Here is a 16,733-nt window from a genome sequence, read left to right on the forward strand (position 1 = left end):
TGGCCCCGACCCGCCCCGGCGCGGCGAGCGCGCCGGCGGGTCGGCGGCTACAGCCGGAAGAGCGCCAGGTTGTTGTCGTGGGCCACCAGTTCGAGCAGCGCCGCCGGCTCGGTCGGTGGTTCGGCATCCAGGTTCGCCGGATCGGCCGGCGCATCGGCAGCGATCAACAGCCAGCCCTCCGGCGCCAGCGCCTCGTCGAGCTGCAGGCTGGCCCACGCGGCGGCCCGGCCCGCGAGCGTTTCGACCGACGCGCCGGACAGCGGCAGCGCACGCCATGCGAATGCCGGACCGCGCGCGCACCACCAGGCACGCACGGTGATGCCTTCGGCGCTCTCGTGGCCGCGGTTGGCGATCCGGACCTTCAGGTGCCGACTGTCCCGTTCGCAGGCCGCGGGATCGGCCAGCCAGTGCATGGCGAGGGCCGCGCCGTCGTCGGCGTCCGCGTCGACGCGAAGCGGCACCGGTGAATAACCGCCTTCGTGAGCGTCCGGGCCGGCCTGCCGTCGATCGGCGATGTACACGTCGACCGGCGGCGGGTCGCCCGGCCGGTCGGCGATCTCGCGCGGATCGTCGGTCGCGTACAACCCCTGCCGCTCGAAGGCCCAGCGGATCACCTTGTGCACGCGTCCGCCGCGCCGGCGCATCGAGCGGTCGCCGGCCGCTCCGGCCGAGCGGGAGAACCGGCCGGACGCGATCAGCTGGTCGAGGTCGAAGGGCCACGCGGCCTCGACCTGCCAGTCGCCGGTGCTGGCGTCGGCGTCGATCAACGCGCTGACGAACTGGTCCGCGCTGCGCGCCGGCGCGATGCTGTCCGGACCCAGCATCGAGATTGCGCGCATCACCAGGTAGATGCAGTAGTCGGACGCCTCCAGCCGCATCAGCGCATCGGCCAGGTCATCGCCACCGTGCGCCTGGCGCGTATCGCCGCCCAGGCAACGGTAGAGCCGGAACAGCGACGAGGACAGCAGTTGCTCCTGGTAGTAGCCATGGCGATAACGCTCCAGCGGCCCGTCGAAGGCCAGCCGCAGGCGGTTGCGCCGGCCGCACCAGCAGTAGCCGCCGGCAGCGGAGCGGCCGTGGTTGCGGCCGGGGACCTGGATCCACGGGAAGGTCGCGAAACGCACGGGCGCCTCGGGGTCGTCGGCCGCGAGCAGCGACAACGGGTCGCCCGCGATGGCCGCCAATGCATCGCCGGCACTGTGCGCAAAGGGAAACTCCAGTTCGCCGGTGCTGGCGAAGTTCAGCACGTGGCCGAACTCGTGCCAGGCCCAGCGCGGATCGCTGGCCACGCTGAGGAACTGCGCGCTGCTGCGGCGCTTGTCGGCCGGCGAGGGCAGGCGGCGCCGGTGCAGCGGGTCCGCCGAGCCGTACTTCACCAGCAGCTGGATGCGGTCCTTCGGCCCTGCCTTGCCGGCGTCGGCGGTGGCGTCGCCGACGAAGGGGCGGACCTCGGCGTTCGGCAACTCGCCCTGGGGCGCCCAGCGCATCGCCGGTCGCGCGCGCTGCACCAGCGGCAGCCGCGCGAAGCGGAAGTAGAACCCGGGTGCCATCCCGTAGGCCATCAGGCGGGCGAACAGCTCCGACGCGCGCGCATGCGTCTCGACGGAGCCGGCGGTGTCCGACATCAGCACCGGCCCCTGGCCCGGATCGGGCGGACCCTGGCGTGCGATCCTGACCACGCCGCGCGGGTTGACGTCCACCGTCGGCGCGCCGCCGGGACGCGGCCGGGCACCCCGCGTCTCGAACACGGGATCGCCATCGATGAACTGCAGCGCGGCGCCCTGCTGAAGATCGAAGCGGACCCGGCGGCGATGCTGGTCCAGGGCCGCCTCGGACCGGGTGGGCCGGCGGTCGCGCAGCGAACGGGCCGGTCCGAGCGAGGCCGGGTCGGCCACGAAGACGGGCTGCTCGAACCAGGTCGCCCGGGCCGCGCTGCCGATGAAGTCATTGCGGCCGACCTGCACGACGCGCCAGCCCGGCGCGGCCGGATGGGCTTCGAGGTCGACGCAGAAGTCGTGCACCGCTGCGCGGTTCGGGCCGGCGCCGGGCGGGGCTCCGGTCTGGCGCCAGCGCAGCGCATGTCCGGTCGCGCGCAGGCGGCCGGACGCGGGGCCCTCGCGGGTCAGCTCGAGGTTGTTGATGCGCGCCTGTCCGCAGTCCAGCGCGCGCTCGATCGGCTGGCGCATCGCTTCCACCTGCGCGAACAAGGCGTCCTCCGACTGCGCCCACGCCGGGATCGCCTGCACCGCACGCGGCCCGCTCAGGCCCGACAGCGTCACGCCGCGGATCAGCAGTTCGTCCGCGCGCACGTCGATCGCGATGCGCAGGCCGATGTCGCTTCCGAGCTGCAGCCTATGAGGCTGGCAGGCACTGCCGGCCAGCAGCACCAGCACGCCGGAGCGCGGGTGCTGCGCCGGCATGTCGACCCAGAAGGAAGCCAGCGGGCTGGCGTTGGCAGGCAGCGTCGTGCGCCGGGTCGAGACCGGTCGCGTCCACAGGATGTCCAGCCAGCCGAAACCCGGCGGCCGCCGGTGCGGGGTGCGGGCCTGGAGGGCCTTCCAGACGTCCGGGTGCAGCCAGCCGGCGTCGCCCGCCTTCAGATCCAACGCGGCGGCCAACTCGCGCAGGTAGCGCCGGCCGATGTCCTGCCACAGCGCGTTCGAGCGTGGCCTCAGGGCTGCGCGCTGCGCCGGTGTCGGCCGGTAGCGCACCGGAGGGTGGCGGACCATGCCGATTGCCGGTTCACCGGTGAACGGATCGATCACCCATTCGACGTGGAAAGCGTGGCGCGGCGGCGGGGCCGCGACGTTCCCCCAGGGCTTCGAGGCCGTGGCCATCCGCATCCCTCCTGAAGCTGGCTGCCTTAGCAACATTTAGAGCGGCTTAGCGCCGCGCCAAGGACTATGGCCCGGGATCGGCAGACAGTGCATGCACAACTTGAAGGAGAGATCACGATGACTGCACTGCATGCCGACACGTCCGTGGACCGGTCGGGCGGAGGACTGCATTTCGCGGCCGGGCTGGCGGCCCTGGTCGATGCGGCGCCGGTGCGCGCCACGAACCGGCCGGCGCGGCTCGACGGCGGCCTGATCGCCGACCTGCTGGAGGAGCTCGACACCGGGATCATCGTCTGCGACGAAACCGGCCACGTCTCGCTGGCGAACGACTGCGCGCGCCGTGAGCTGGCCCGCGGCGGCCTGCTGGCACTGGATCCGAACGGGCAGGTGTCGCTGCCCGGCAGCGCCGCGCTGGCGCAGTGGCACGCGGCGCTGCGCGCGGCGATCCACGCCCATCGCCGCCAGCTGGTGCCGCTGCGCGACCGCGAACAGACGCTGATGGTGTCGGTGATGCCGCTGGGTGCCGGCTCGCAGGCCTGGGCGCTGGTGCTGCTGGGGCGGCGGCAGCCGGCGCCGGAGCTGGCCGTCGAAATGCTCGGCAAGCTGCATGCGCTGACGCATGCCGAGCGCGGCGTGCTGGTCGGGCTGCTCAACGGGCGCGGCGTCGGCGGTGTCGCCCGCGAGCGCGGCGTGAAGATCTCGACCCTGCGCACGCAGGTGGCTTCGCTGCGCGCGAAGCTCGGCGTGCGGCGCATGGAAGACCTGCTGCGCCTGGTGGCCGAGCTGCCGCCGATGGCCAGCGTGCTGCGCAGCCCGGCGCTGAAGCAGCTCGGCTGAGGCCGCGCGCCCTCGCCAGCGCTGCCGCCGGGTGGGTGGCAGCGCGGGCGGGCGCGCCGGCGTTTCTGTCATGCTATGCCGGTGACAGAGACGATGGTGCCGGCCGCTGGGGCCGATGACGAACCGCTGCAGACGGGCCTGCTGGTGCTGCACGGCAACCGGCTGGAGGATCTCGCGGCCGCGGTGACCGGCTGGCTCGGCCGGCATCCGCTGGCGCCGCTCGAGGAAGAGACGCTGCTCGTGCAGAGCAACGGCATGGCCGAGTGGCTCAAGATGACGCTGGCCGGCGCGCACGGCATCTGCGCGGCCTCGCGCGTCGAGCTGCCGGCGCGCTTCCTGTGGCGCAGCTACCGGGCGGTGCTGGGGCGCGACGCGGTGCCGCCGCAGTCGCCGCTGGACAAGCAGCCGCTGGTCTGGCGCCTGATGAGCCTGCTGCCGCAGCTGCAGCACGAGCCGGTCTTCGCGCCGGTGGCGGCCTTCCTCGGTCACGACGCGGGCGCCGACGCCGCGCGCCGGCTGCAGCTGGCGACGCGGCTGGCGGACCTCTTCGACCAGTACCAGGTCTACCGCAGCGACTGGCTGGACGACTGGGCGCGCGGCGACGACGTGCTGCGCCCGGCGGTCGGACCGGCACTGCCGGTGCCCGAGGACCAGGCCTGGCAGCCGGCGCTGTGGCGCGCGCTGCTCGCCACCCTCGACGACGCCGGCCGCGCGGCCGCGCGGCCGCTGCTGCACCGGCGCTACCTCGCCGCGCTCGAAGCCCCCGACGCCCGCTTCGCGCAGCGCGTGCCGCGCCGGCTCGTGCTGTTCGGCACCACGCACGTGCCGCAGCCGATGCTGCAGGCGCTGTCCGCGCTGGCCCGCCACAGCCAGGTGCTGCTGGCCGTGCCCAATCCTTGCCGCTACCACTGGGCCGACCTGATCGAAGGCCGCGAGCTGCTGCGTGCCGCGCGCCACCGCCATGCCTGGCGCGGCGGCCGCGACCTGGCGGCGCTGCCACTGGCGCAGCTGCACGCGCAGGGCCATCCGCTGCTCGCGGCGTGGGGCCGGCAGAGCCGCGACTTCGTGCGCCAGCTCGATGCCTTCGACGATGCCGAAGCCGCGCGGTCACGCTTCGCGCTGCCGCGCATCGACCTGTTCGACGAAGGCGGCACCGGCGCCGGCGATGAACCGCCGGCCCCGCTGCTGCAGCAGGTGCAGGCCCGCATCCGCGATCTCGTGCCGCTGTCGGAACACGCCGAGCTCGCGCCGGTGACGCCGGCGGCCGACGACCGCTCCATCGTCTTCCACCTCGCGCACAGCGCGCAGCGCGAGGTCGAGATCCTGCACGACCAGTTGCTCGAGCTGCTGGCCCGGCCGCCCGGCGGCTTAGCCGTCGCGCCGCGCGAGATCGTCGTGATGGTGCCGGACATCGATGCCTTCGCGCCGGCGATCCGCTCGGTCTTCGGCCAGCACGGACGTGGCGATGCGCGGTACATCCCGTGGGGCATCGCCGACCTGCGCGAGCGCCGCCACAACCCGCTGCTGGTCACGCTGGAGTCGTTGCTGCGCGCGCCGTCGCAGCGCTTCACCGCCACCGAGTTGCTCGGGCTGCTCGAAGTGCCGGCGGTGGCGCGCCGCCACCGGCTGCACGACGACGACCTGCCCTTGCTGTCCGGCTGGATCGCGCACGCCGGCGTGCGCTGGGGACTGGACGAGGCGCAGCGCGCGGCGCTCGGGCTCGAGGCCTGCGGCGACACCAACAGCTGGGCCTTCGGGCTGCGGCGCATGCTGCTGGGCTACGCGACCGGCGACCTGCCAGCCGAGCGCGGCGGCTTCGCCGGCATCGAGCCCTGCGGCGTGGTGTCGGGGCTGTCGGCGGACCTCGTCGGCATGCTGGCCGAGCTGCTCGAGACGCTGCAGGACTGGTGGCGCGACGCCGCGTCGCCGCGCACGCCCGCCGACTGGGGCGAGCGCCTGCGCGCGCTGCTGCCGCGGCTGTTCGAGGCGGCCGACGACGTCGAGCGCGCGACGCTCGCCGCGCTCGACGACGCGCTCGCCGGCTGGCTGCAGGCCTGCGAGGCCGCCGCCTTCGACGAGCCGGTCGGCCTGGCGGTGGTGCGCGAGGCGTGGCTGGAGGCGGTCGACGAGCCCGGCCTGTCGCAGCGCTTCCGCAGCGGCGGCGTCACCTTCTGCACGCTGCTGCCGCTGCGCGCGATCCCCTTCGAGGTGGTGTGCCTGCTCGGCATGAACGACGGCGACTACCCGCGCCGCAGCCCGCGCAGCGACTTCGACCTGATGGGCCTGCCGCGACTGGCGCGACCCGGCGACCGCTCGCGCCGCGACGACGACCGCCAGCTGATGCTCGATGCGCTGCTGTCGGCGCGCCGCGTGCTGTACCTCAGCTGGGCCGGGCGCAGCCAGCGCGACAACCAGCCGCAGCCGCCGTCGGTGCTGGTCGCGCAGCTGCGCGACTACCTCGTCGCCGGCTGGGGCCCGGGCGTGCTCGACGCGCGCACCACCGAACATCCGCTGCAGCCCTTCAGCCGGGCGTACTTCGACGCCGACGGCGGGCGCGGCTTGTTCACCTATGCGAGCGAGTGGCGCGCCGCGCACGCGGCGCCGGCCGCTTCCGACCGGGCGATGGCGGCACCACCGTCGGCCAACGACGCCGGCGACGAACAGGTGCTAACGATCGACGAGCTTGCGCGCTTCCTGCGCAACCCGGTAAAGGCCTTCTTCCGCCGCCGGCTGCAGGTGGTGTTCGACGAGCCCGAGGCGAGTGCCGAGGACGACGAGCCCTTCGAGTCCGGCGGGCTCGAACGCTGGCAGCAGATCGACGACGTGCTGCACGAGGCCCGTCGCGCCGGCGACGGCGATGCGTCGCCGCTCGATGCGCGGGTCGCGGCCCAGGTGGCGCGGCTGGCGCGCGAGGGTCGGCTGCCGCTGGCCGCACCTGGCCGCGCGGCGAACGAGCGCCTGCGGCGCACGCTGCAGCCGATGCTGGTGCAGTGGCATGAGGCGCTGCAGGCGCTGCCGCGGCCGGTCGACAAGCGGCCGTTGCGCCTCGCGGATCGCACGCTGCCGAACCTGCGCCTGGAGCAGTGGCTGGACGGCCTGCGAGCGGCCGCCGCGAATGACGAACCCGCCACCTGGCTCGATCTGCGCGCGGGCAAGCTGGCCGGCAAGTCCACCGCCAAGGCGCCCCCGAAACCGCGGGCCGACAAGCTGGTGCAGCCCTGGCTGCTGCTGCTGGCCGCTGCGGCGGACGGCGAGCCGATCCGCATCGTGCTGATCGGCAGCGACGTGCGCCTGCAGCTGCGGCTGGCCGACGCTGCGGACAGCGCGCGAGCGACCCTGCTCGGGCTGATGGCGGCCTGGCGCGACCAGCAGCAGGCCGACGCACCGCTGCCGACCGCGGTGCTCACCGGCTTGCGGTGGCTGGACGATCCGACGAAAGCGAAGGCCGCCTACCAGAGCGCCCGCGGCGCTCGCGGCGAAGGCGCCGAGGACTGCCTGGCGCGCCTCTACCCCGACTACGAATCGCTGGCAGGCGATCCGGGCTTCGAGGCCGCGACGCACCGGCTGTACGACGCGTTCCGCGACTGGCTCGCCGGTGATGGCGTGCAGCTGACGGTGCTGCCGGATGCACTCGACGGCGAGGACGACGATGGCGACGACTGAGCCGATCGCCCCCGCGGCGCTCGACCCGCTGACGCTGCCTTTGCGCGGTAGCCGCCTCGTCGAGGCGAGCGCCGGCACGGGCAAGACCTGGACCATCGCCGCGCTGTACCTGCGGCTGGTGCTCGGCCATGGCGCCGGCGAGGCGGGTCTCGGCCGCCCGCTGGACCCGGGGCAGATCCTGGTGATGACCTTCACCAAGGCCGCGACGCGCGAGCTGTCCGACCGCATCCGTGCGCGCCTGGTCGAGGCCGCCGCCTGCTTCCGCGGCGAACGGAACCCGCATCCGGACGATCGCTTCCTGCCGCGGCTGCTGGCCGACCATCCCGACGGCGAAGCCCGCACGCAGGCCGCGTGGCGGCTCGCGCAGGCGGCCGAGGCGATGGACGACGCGGCGGTGCACACCATCGACGCGTGGTGCCAGCGCATGCTGCGCGAACACGCCTTCGACAGCGGCTGCCTGTTCGACGAGGAGCTGCAGCCCAACGAGACCATGATGCTCGCCGAGGCCGCGCGCGACTGGTGGCGGCAGCAGGTCTACCCGCTGGACGAAGAGGCGCTCGACGACGTGCTGGCCCTGTGGCCCTCCGTGGACCGGCTGGTCGAAGCGGTGCGGCCGCTGCTGGAGCTGCCGTTGGACCCGGCGGTGGGCGAGGGCACGCTGGCGCAGTGCCGCGAAGCAGCTGCCGCGGGCCGGCGTGCGCAACTCGCCGCGCTGAAGGCCGGCTGGGCGGCGCGCGCCGACCAGATGCGCGACTGGCTCGAACCGCGGTGGTCCAGCAAGGTCATTCCGCCGGGTCGCTTGAGCACGGCGCACGGCAGGCGCTGGCTCGACCTGCTGCGTACATGGTCCGTTAGCGACGAGACGGCGCCGCCGGAGCTCGGCAAGGGCTGGGAGCGGCTGACGCGCCCGGCGCTGGAGGAGATCGCCGGCACGCGCTTGAACGACCTGCCCGAAGGCTTCGATCGCCTCGAGCGGCTGAAGGCCGACCTCGGCGCGCTGCCCGACGCCCGGGCCGCGTTGCGCGGCCATGCGATCGCCGGCGTGCGCGCGCGCCTGCAGCAGCTGAAGGCCCAGGCCGGGCGCTTCGGCTATGCCGACATGCTGCAGCGCCTGGACGATGCGCTCGACGAGCCGCGCCGCGGCGAACGCGCGCGCCAGCTGCGCGAGCGCATCGTCGCGCAGTACCCGGCGGCGCTGATCGACGAGTTCCAGGACACGTCGCCGCGCCAGCTCAGCATCTTCGACCGCGTCTACCGCATCGCCGACAACGAGCCCTCGCGCGTGCTGCTGCTGATCGGCGACCCGAAGCAGTCGATCTACGGCTTTCGCGGCGCCGACATCCACAGCTACCTGAAGGCGCGCCGCGCGACCGCGCCGCGCCACCATGTGCTGGACACCAACCGCCGCTCGACCCGGGCGCTGGTGGCCGCGGTCAACCGGCTGTTCATGCAGGCCGAGGCGCGACCCGGCGCCGGCGCCTTCGGCTTTCGCGAGCACGGCGCGGCGAACGAGCCGACCGAGCTGCCGTTCATCCCGGTCGATGCGGCCGGCCGCGCCGAGGTGCTGCAGCGGGGCGGCCGGCCGACCAGGACGACGATCGACGCGCTGCAGTTCGTCGTCGCCCCGGCGCCGGCCACCGCGAGCGACAGCCGCGACCACTTCGCGGCGCTGTGCGCCGAACGCATCGTGCAGCTGCTCGGCGATGCCGGCGCCGGCTTCGCGTGCGCCGATAGGGAGTTCGAGCGCCTGCGCCCCGGCGACATCGCGGTGCTGGTGCGCACCGGCGTCGAGGCCGAATGCGTGCAGCGTGCGCTGCGCCGGCGCCGCGTGGCGTCGGTCTACCTGTCGGACAAGGACAGCGTCTACCAGCGCGCCGAAGCAGCCGACCTGCTGCGGCTGCTGCAGGCTGTCGCCGCGCCGCGCAACGTGCGGCTGGCGCGCGCGGCACTCGCGACGCGGCTGCTCGCGCGCTCGCTGCCCGAGCTGCTGGCGCTGGCGAACGACGACGCGGCGTTCGACGAACAGGCCGAGCACCTGCGCGAGCTGCATGCCGTGTGGCAGGGCCAGGGCGTGCTGGCGATGCTGCGCCGCGCGCTGCACCTGTTCGAACTGCCGCAGCGCCTGCTGGCCTCCGGTGACGACGAGGGCGAACGGCGCATGACCAACCTGCTGCACCTGGCCGAGCTGCTGCAGGCGGCCAGCATGCAGGTCGACGGCGAACCGGCGCTGGTGCGCTGGCTCGCCGGCCAGATCGAGGCCGCGCGCGGCGACCGCACGCCAGCGGAGGACCAGGTGCTGCGGCTGGAGAGCGATGCCGACCTGGTGCAGGTGGTCACCGTGCACAAGTCCAAGGGGCTGGAGTACCCGCTGGTGTTCCTGCCCTTTGCCACTGCGGTCGCCGGCCGCCCGTTCGCCAGGCCGGACTGGGTGGTGCGGCGCGACGTCGATACCGGCGCCCGCCGCCTCGAGCTGGCGCCGGACGAGGACGACGAGCGTCAGCAGGAGCGCGAACGGCTGCAGGAGGACCTGCGCTTGCTCTACGTCGCGTTGACGCGGGCGCGCCATGCGCTGTGGGTGGGCGCGGCGATGCTGGTCGAGCGCAAGGGCAGCAGCACGCTGCTGTGGCCGCGCAGCGCGCTGGGCTACCTGCTGTCCGGCGACCGGGCGGTGAATCCCGAGGACGCGGTGGCCGCGCTGCAGGCGCTGGCCGCGGGCGGCGAGGGCATCGTGGTCACGACCGTCGACAGCGACACCCGCGTGCCGCGCACGCCGTGGGCGGGCGACGCGCCGGCGGCCGAACTGCCGCCGCCGCGCGGCTACGACGGTCGCTTCGAACGCAGCTGGTCGATCAGCAGCTACACGACGCTGGTGCGCCAGGCCGCGCGCGGCGCCACCGCGGTGCTGGACGACCTGCAGGCGCGCACGTGGCGCGACGATGACGACGAGGACGAAGCGGCCGGGGGACCGCCCGGTGGAGCGCCCGGCGTAGCATCCGGCGGAGTGCCCGGCGATGGGGCGGCAACGGCCCTCGTGCGGGCCGATCGCCCCTGGCACCGCTTTCCGCGCGGCGCCTTCGCCGGCAACTTCCTGCACACGCAGCTCGAATGGCTGGCCGGCGAAGGCTTCGCGCTCGATTCGCCCGCGCTGCAGCAAGCGCTACATCGCCGCTGCGAACGCCAGGGCTGGCGCCACCGGGCCGACGACGTGGTGGCGTGGCTGCAACGCGTGGTCGCCACGCCGCTGCCGCCGCTGGCGCCGCCGGACGGCGCGGCGCTGCGCGCGCTCGATGGCCGCGTGCTGCCAGAGATGGAGTTCTGGCTGCCCGGCGACGGCCTCGACGCGCAGCAGCTGGACCGGCTCTGCCGCGAGCACGTCGCGCCCGGCCTGGCGCGTCCGGCGCTGACGCCGCGCCGCCTGCACGGCCTGCTGATGGGCTTCGCCGACCTGGTGTTCGAACACGCCGGCCGCTACTGGGTACTGGACTACAAGTCCAATGCGCTCGGCGGACGCGATGCCGACTACACCGACGCGGCGATGCAGGCCGCGATGCTGCAGCACCGCTACGACGTGCAGGCGGTGCTGTACCTGCTGGCGCTGCACCGGCTGCTGCAGCGGCGGCTCGGGGCGCGCTACGACCCGGCGCGGCAGCTCGGCGGCGCGCTGTACCTGTTCCTGCGCGGCATCGGTGGCCCGGCGGCGGGCTGCCACCTTGTGTCGCCGCCGCTCGCGCTGCTGCAGGCCTTGCAGGCGCTGCTTGCCGCGCCGGCCGGGGAGGGCGCCGATGTCTGAACACGCCCTGCTCCTGCAGCGCTTGCGGGCGTGGCGCGAAGCCGGCCACCTGCGCGCGCTTGACCTGGCCTTCGCGCGGCTGCTGCACACGCTGGACCCGGCGGCGCCGGCGAGCCTGCTGCTGGCCGGCGCGCTGGCCGCCCATTTCGAAGGCCGACGCCACAGCTGCGTGAAGCTGGACGAACTGCTCGACGAGCTGCCGGTCCTGTCCGGCTGGCCGCCCGAGATGACGGATGAAGTACGCGGCCTGCTGCCGCCCACCGCCGAGGCCGCGACCGCCTGGTCGGCCAGTCCGCTGATCGAGATCGCGCCATCGCACACCGCGGGCAGCACGCCGCTGGTGTGGTGCGACGGCCGGCTCTACCTGCGGCGCTACTGGCACTGCGAATCGGCGGTCGCCGCGCAGGTGCGCGCGCGCACCGCGCCGGCGCCGGCCGACGATGTCGATGCCGCCGCCGCCCGGCTGTGGCTCGACCGCCTGTTCCCGCCCCCGGCGGCGCCGCGCGGCCGCGCGGCGAAGGCCGCGGCCGCCGATGCGCCGTTCGACTGGCAGAAGCTCGCCTGCGTGCTGGCGCTGCGCGGCCGGCTGCTGCTGGTCACCGGCGGCCCGGGCACCGGCAAGACCTTCACCGCGGCCCGCCTGCTGGTGCTGCTGCAGGCGCTGCACCGCGGCCCGCAGCCGCTGCGCGTGGCGCTGGCGGCGCCGACCGGCAAGGCGGCGGCGCGCCTGCGGCAGTCGATCGACGCCGCGCTGCAGACGCTGCGCACGGCGATCGACCGCGAGGTCTTCGGCCACGATCCGCTCGCCGCGCCGGGCCCCGCGCGCACGCTGCATGCGCTGCTCGGCGTGCGGCCGGACGCGCGCCGCCCGCAGCACGATGCCGCGCGCCCGCTGGACGTCGACCTGCTGTTCGTCGACGAGGCGTCGATGGTGAACCTGGAGATGATGGCGCTGCTGCTCGATGCGCTGCCGCCGCGGGCCCGCCTGGTGCTGCTGGGCGACAAGGACCAGCTGGAGTCGGTGGAGACCGGCGCGGTGCTGGGCGACCTCTGCGAGGGCGCCGACGCGGGCGGCTACGACGACGCCAGCGTGCAGTGGCTGTCGGCGGTCGGCGGGCTGACGTTGCCGCCGGAGTTTCGCGGCGCCGGCGCGCCGCTGGCGCAGCAGACGGCGATGCTGCGCACCAGCCGCCGTTTCGGCGGAGCGATCGGCGCGCTGGCCCAGGCGGTGAACCGCGGCGATGCGGCGGCCGCGCGCCGGCTGCTGGCCGACGATGCCGGCCGGGTGGTGGCCACACTGGCGGAGGCGCCCGACCTGCGTCGCGTGCAGCACCTGGCCCTCGCCGGGCGCGACCGCCACGACGGCTATGGCCGCTGCTTTCGCCTGTTGGCGGACCGGCCCGACGATCCGGCCGCGTTCGACGACTGGGCCCGCAACCTGCTTCGCACCTTCGTATCCTTCCGCGTGCTCTGCGCCGTGCGCGAAGGACCGCAGGGCGTGCAGGCCGTCAACGCGGCGATCGAGCAGGCGCTGGTGGAGGCCGGGCTGTTGAAGACCCGCCGCGGCGAGTGGTACGAAGGCCGGCCGGTGATGGTCACGCGCAACGATGCCGCGCTCGGCATCTTCAACGGCGACATCGGCCTCGTGTTGCGGCCGCCGGGCAGCGGCGCCGGCGAGGGCGCCGCGCTGCGCGTGTACCTGCTCGACGGCGAGGTGCTGCGCTCGGTGTCGGCCGGCCGGCTGCCCGATGTGGAGACGGCCTTCGCGCTGACGGTGCACAAGAGCCAGGGCTCGGAGTTCGCGCACGTGCTGCTGGTGCTGCCGGCCGACGATTCGCCGGTGCTGACGCGCGAGCTGCTGTACACCGCGATCACGCGCGCGCGCGAGGCTTTCACGCTGGCCGCGCCGCAGCCGGCGCTGGTCGATGCCGCGGTGCAGCGCCTGACGCGGCGCCACAGCGGGCTGCGCGCGCTGCTCGACCGCGCTTCGTCCTGACTGCGCCGCGGCCGGCTCGTCGCGGCAGTTCAGGTGGCGCCGACGTGCCGGCCCCGTCCCGCGGCCTTGGCCTCGTACAGCCGCGCGTCCGCTTCGGCGATCAGCTGGCGCAGGTCGAATCCGGCATCGCCGGCGAAGGCCACGCCGGCGCTGGCGCCGATGCGCAGCTGCAGGCCGTCGACCTCGAACGGCGCGCTCGCCGCGGCGATCAGCTTGGCGGCCACCGCTTCAGCATGGCGGCGCTCGCGCACGCCGATCAGCGCGATCGCGAACTCGTCGCCGCCGAGCCGCGCCACCGCGTCGCTGGGCCGCACCACGGCGCTCATGCGCTGCGCGAACTGCTGCAGCAGCACGTCGCCCACCGCGTGGCCGTGCCGGTCGTTGACCGGCTTGAAGTGGTCGAGGTCGACGTAGATCAGCGCCAGCATGTGGCCCGGCCGGGCCTGCGCCAGGCGCGTCTCGGTGAAGCGCTCGAAACCGGCGCGGTTCATCAGCCCGGTCAGCGGATCGCGCTCGGCCAGCTCGAGCAGGCGGCCTTCCTCCTGCTTGTGCTGGGTGATGTCGAAGGCCACCGCGACGAAGCCGTCGACCTCGCCGTTCTCGACGATCAGCGGGATGTAGCTGATCGACAGGTGCTGCACCGCGTCGTGCGGACCGAACTCCTTCTCGAAGCTCACCGTCTCGCCGGCCAGCGCGCGTTCGATCCACGGCAGGCTGCGCTCATGCTCGCGCGGGCCCAGCACCTGCGCCATCGTGCAGCCGATCAGCGCCTCGCGCGGGCGGCCGCTCCAGCGCTCGAACGCGCTGTTGACGAAGCGGTAGCGGCCGTCGGCGCCGACCACCGCCACCAGCGCCGGGATGGCCTCGGTGACCGAGCGCAGCGTCGCGGCCTGGCGGCGCTGCTCGAGTTCGGCCGCGCTGCGCTCGGTGACGTCGACGCCGATCGCGTAGAAGCCGCGCACATCGCCGGTCTCGTCGATGTCCGGCAGCAGCCGGCTCTCGATGCGCACCAGGCGGCCGTCGACCATCTCCTCGAACTCGAAGCGCTGCTCGGTGCCCGCGAGCACCGCGGCGACGCGGCCATCGACGTTCTCGCTGGTGCGGCCGACCATCAGCTCGTCGCGCGTGTGGCCGATGATCTGGTCACGGCGCAGGCCGAAGCGCTGGCAGTGCGCCTGGTTGACGAAGCGGTAGCGGCCCTCGCGGTCGCCGTAGGCCAGGCGCACCGGCACGTTGTCGGTGATCTTGCGCACGAAGCGCTCGCTCTCGGCGAGGCGGATCTGCAAGGTCTTGCGCTCGGTGATGTCCTGCAGCGCACCGACCAGCCGCACCACGCGTTCACCGTCGAGCTCGGCCTGGCCCTGCGTGCGCACCCATAGCCGGCGCCCGCGCGCGGTGACGAACGCCAGCTCCAGGTTCCAGGGCGCACCGGTGGCGATCGCGTTGTCGATGGCCGTCAGCACCACCAGCTGCGCCTGCGGCTCGTAGAACTGCAAGGCGCCCTGCAGCGTCGGCTGGTAGGCCTCGTCGACCTCGTGGATGCGGCGCAGCTGCGCGGTCCATTCCAGCCGCTGCGTCGCCAGGTCCAGCGCCCAGCCGCCGACGCCGGCCAGGCTGCCGGTGCTCTCCAGCAGCGCCCGGTGGCGCGCCAGCGCCACTTCGGCGAGCTGGCGCTCGGCGACCTCGGCACGGCTCTGCTCGATCAGCGTCGACTGTTGCTCGACGACCGCCTGGACGTGGCGCTCGCTGCGCGCCAGCCGGTGCACCAGCGGCCGCACCTGCGTGCGCAGCGCCACCACCGCCAGCCCGACCAGCGCCGCCAGGGCGATCAGCAGCAGGTTCAGCCGGTCCTTCATCGGCAGCATCAGCGTGCGCACGTCGTTGCGCACGCCCAGGCCGAGGCCGTAGTCCCTGATCGGCGCGTAGGCGGAGATCGAGTCGACGCCGCGCGGGTCCTTCGCGAACACCACGCCCTGTGTGCCGAGCAGCGCGCGCACCACCGGCAAGGTCGGCTGACCCGCGCTGTCGAACAACGGACGCTCGAAGGGCTGCTTGCGGAACTTCGTCGCACCGCAGCGCACTGTCTTGTCGAGCCGGCTGCAGATCACGGCGTCGGAGGTCGGGCTCGACGCACGCAGCTCCTCGAGCAGGCGGTCGAACAGCGGCAGGCGCTGCTCCGTCAGCACGCGGCCGACCTTGCGGCCGTCGTGGACCACGTCGTATTCGGCCAGCAGCAGGTAGCCGCGGTGGAAGGCCAGCACCGCGGGCGGCTGTCCGACGCGGCGCAAGGCATGGTTCAGCTCGACGCCGGCCTTCACGCTGGCGCCCGCGCTGGCCAGCAGGCGGCCGTCGACGCTGACGAACTGCGCGCTGCTGAGCTCGTCGGTGCGGAAGCTGTCGGCGATGCGCTGCAGCGTGCGCTGCGCGACCGGATCGTCGGGCTGGGCGTTCAGCGTCGCCATCGTCAGCTGCACGGTCGGGCGCGTGGCCACCGTGCGGGACAGCCACAGCTGCAGGTCGAGTGCGTTGGCCAGCGAGGTCGCCGTCGTCGACGCCAGCAGTTGCTGGTTCTGCGCCACCGACTGCTCGAAGGTCGCGCGCATCGCGGTGAAGCCGGCGGCGCCGCCGAGCAGCGCGACCAGGCTGACGACCACCAGCGCGCGCCGGTGGATGCGGCGCTCGCCGATGTCCAGGGCTTCGGCGTCCAGGCGCAGCGTGCGCTCGTACAGCGTCCACAGCCCGATCGCCAGCGCGCCGAGGCCGAGCGCCGTCGCCGGCGACAGGCGGATCAGCCAGCCGATGTCGTAGAGCTGCTCGATGCCCAGGAAGTGGCCGAGCACGCCGGTGAGGGCGATCAGCGCCACCGCGGCGAGCAGGACCAGGAAGGCGCGGCGATGACGCTCGAAGCGCCGGCTGCGCAGCGCCGCGAAGCCGGCGCCGGTGGCGGCGAAGGCCAGGCCGGCGGTGATCGGCAGCCAGCCGGCGAAGGCCCGCTGGGGTGTCGCGGCGGCGCCGGCCAGTGTCAGGTCGATGCCGAGCAGCGCGCAGGCGACGGACGCGGCGAGCGAAGCGGCCGGCAGCAGCAGCAGCAGCGCGATGGCGACGGTCTGGCCGCGGCGCATGGTGCGCGTCGTGTGGCCATCGGCCCCGCGGGCCGCGGCCAGCAGGCCGAGGCCGGCGATCACGAACAGCGCGGCGGTGAGCGGCCGGTCTTCCGTCGAGCCCAGCGGCCACCAGCCGAAGGCGGCCGGCGGCAACACCCAGGGCAGCCCGCCGACCAGGCCCAGCGCGACGGCCAGCAGGCCCGCACACTGCGCTGCCGAGGGGCGGACTTTCTCCATGACTGCGGGGGTCTCCTGTGCGTCGTCGTCGTGACAGCGCGGGCCGCGGCGAGGCCGCTACGGGCCGGTCGACGCGGGCGCACCGGCGGGACGGTACGCCAGTGTGCCGGCGCCACCGGTTTCGCGAGGGCGGGAACAATCGGCGATTGACTTGCCATTTTTGCCGACTTCGCTTGTTGCGCCAAGGGGGCGCCGCACGCAAAACGGCCGCGCCGCCGTGAAAGGCGGCGCGGCCGAAGGCGCGCGGGCTGCCGGGGTGGACCGGCGCG

General features: G+C 74.2%; 6 protein-coding genes. 4 read left to right on the forward strand and 2 right to left on the reverse strand.

The genetic code is table 11. The features are described from left to right. Positions 1-47 precede the first annotated feature (47 nt). Complete coding sequence (locus tag P1K89_RS29945) at positions 48-2,837, reverse strand: hypothetical protein (protein WP_284620214.1); 2,790 nt, start codon at positions 2,835-2,837, stop codon at positions 48-50. 117 nt (positions 2,838-2,954) lie between these two features. On the opposite strand from P1K89_RS29945, the gene P1K89_RS29950 reads away from it, so the two are divergent. The 4 genes from P1K89_RS29950 (at position 2,955) to recD (ending at position 13,123) form a co-directional block, all read left to right on the forward strand. Then, positions 2,955-3,674 (forward strand): helix-turn-helix transcriptional regulator, encoded by a 720-nt coding sequence (locus P1K89_RS29950; RefSeq protein WP_284620215.1) that lies wholly within the window; start codon positions 2,955-2,957, stop codon positions 3,672-3,674. A gap of 81 nt (positions 3,675-3,755) precedes the next feature. Next, a complete protein-coding gene (gene recC, locus P1K89_RS29955; protein ID WP_284620216.1) occupies positions 3,756-7,337 on the forward strand; it encodes an exodeoxyribonuclease V subunit gamma in 3,582 nt (1,193 codons plus the stop codon). After that, complete coding sequence (gene recB / locus P1K89_RS29960; RefSeq protein ID WP_284620217.1) at positions 7,324-11,127, forward strand: exodeoxyribonuclease V subunit beta; 3,804 nt, start codon at positions 7,324-7,326, stop codon at positions 11,125-11,127. The genes recC and recB overlap by 14 nt, the downstream gene beginning before the upstream one ends. Next, positions 11,120-13,123, forward strand: a complete 2,004-nt coding sequence (recD, locus tag P1K89_RS29965; protein WP_284620218.1) for an exodeoxyribonuclease V subunit alpha — start codon at positions 11,120-11,122, stop codon at positions 13,121-13,123. Before recB ends, recD begins: the two co-directional genes overlap by 8 nt. Positions 13,124-13,152: 29 nt before the next feature. Here the strand turns inward: recD and P1K89_RS29970 are convergent, their stop codons facing one another. Then, positions 13,153-16,464 (reverse strand): sensor domain-containing diguanylate cyclase, encoded by a 3,312-nt coding sequence (locus P1K89_RS29970; RefSeq protein WP_284620219.1) that lies wholly within the window; start codon positions 16,462-16,464, stop codon positions 13,153-13,155. Positions 16,465-16,733 lie beyond the last annotated feature (269 nt).

The organism is Aquabacterium humicola, assembly GCF_030167915.1.
GTDB classification, from domain to species: domain Bacteria; phylum Pseudomonadota; class Gammaproteobacteria; order Burkholderiales; family Burkholderiaceae_C; genus Pseudaquabacterium; species Pseudaquabacterium humicola.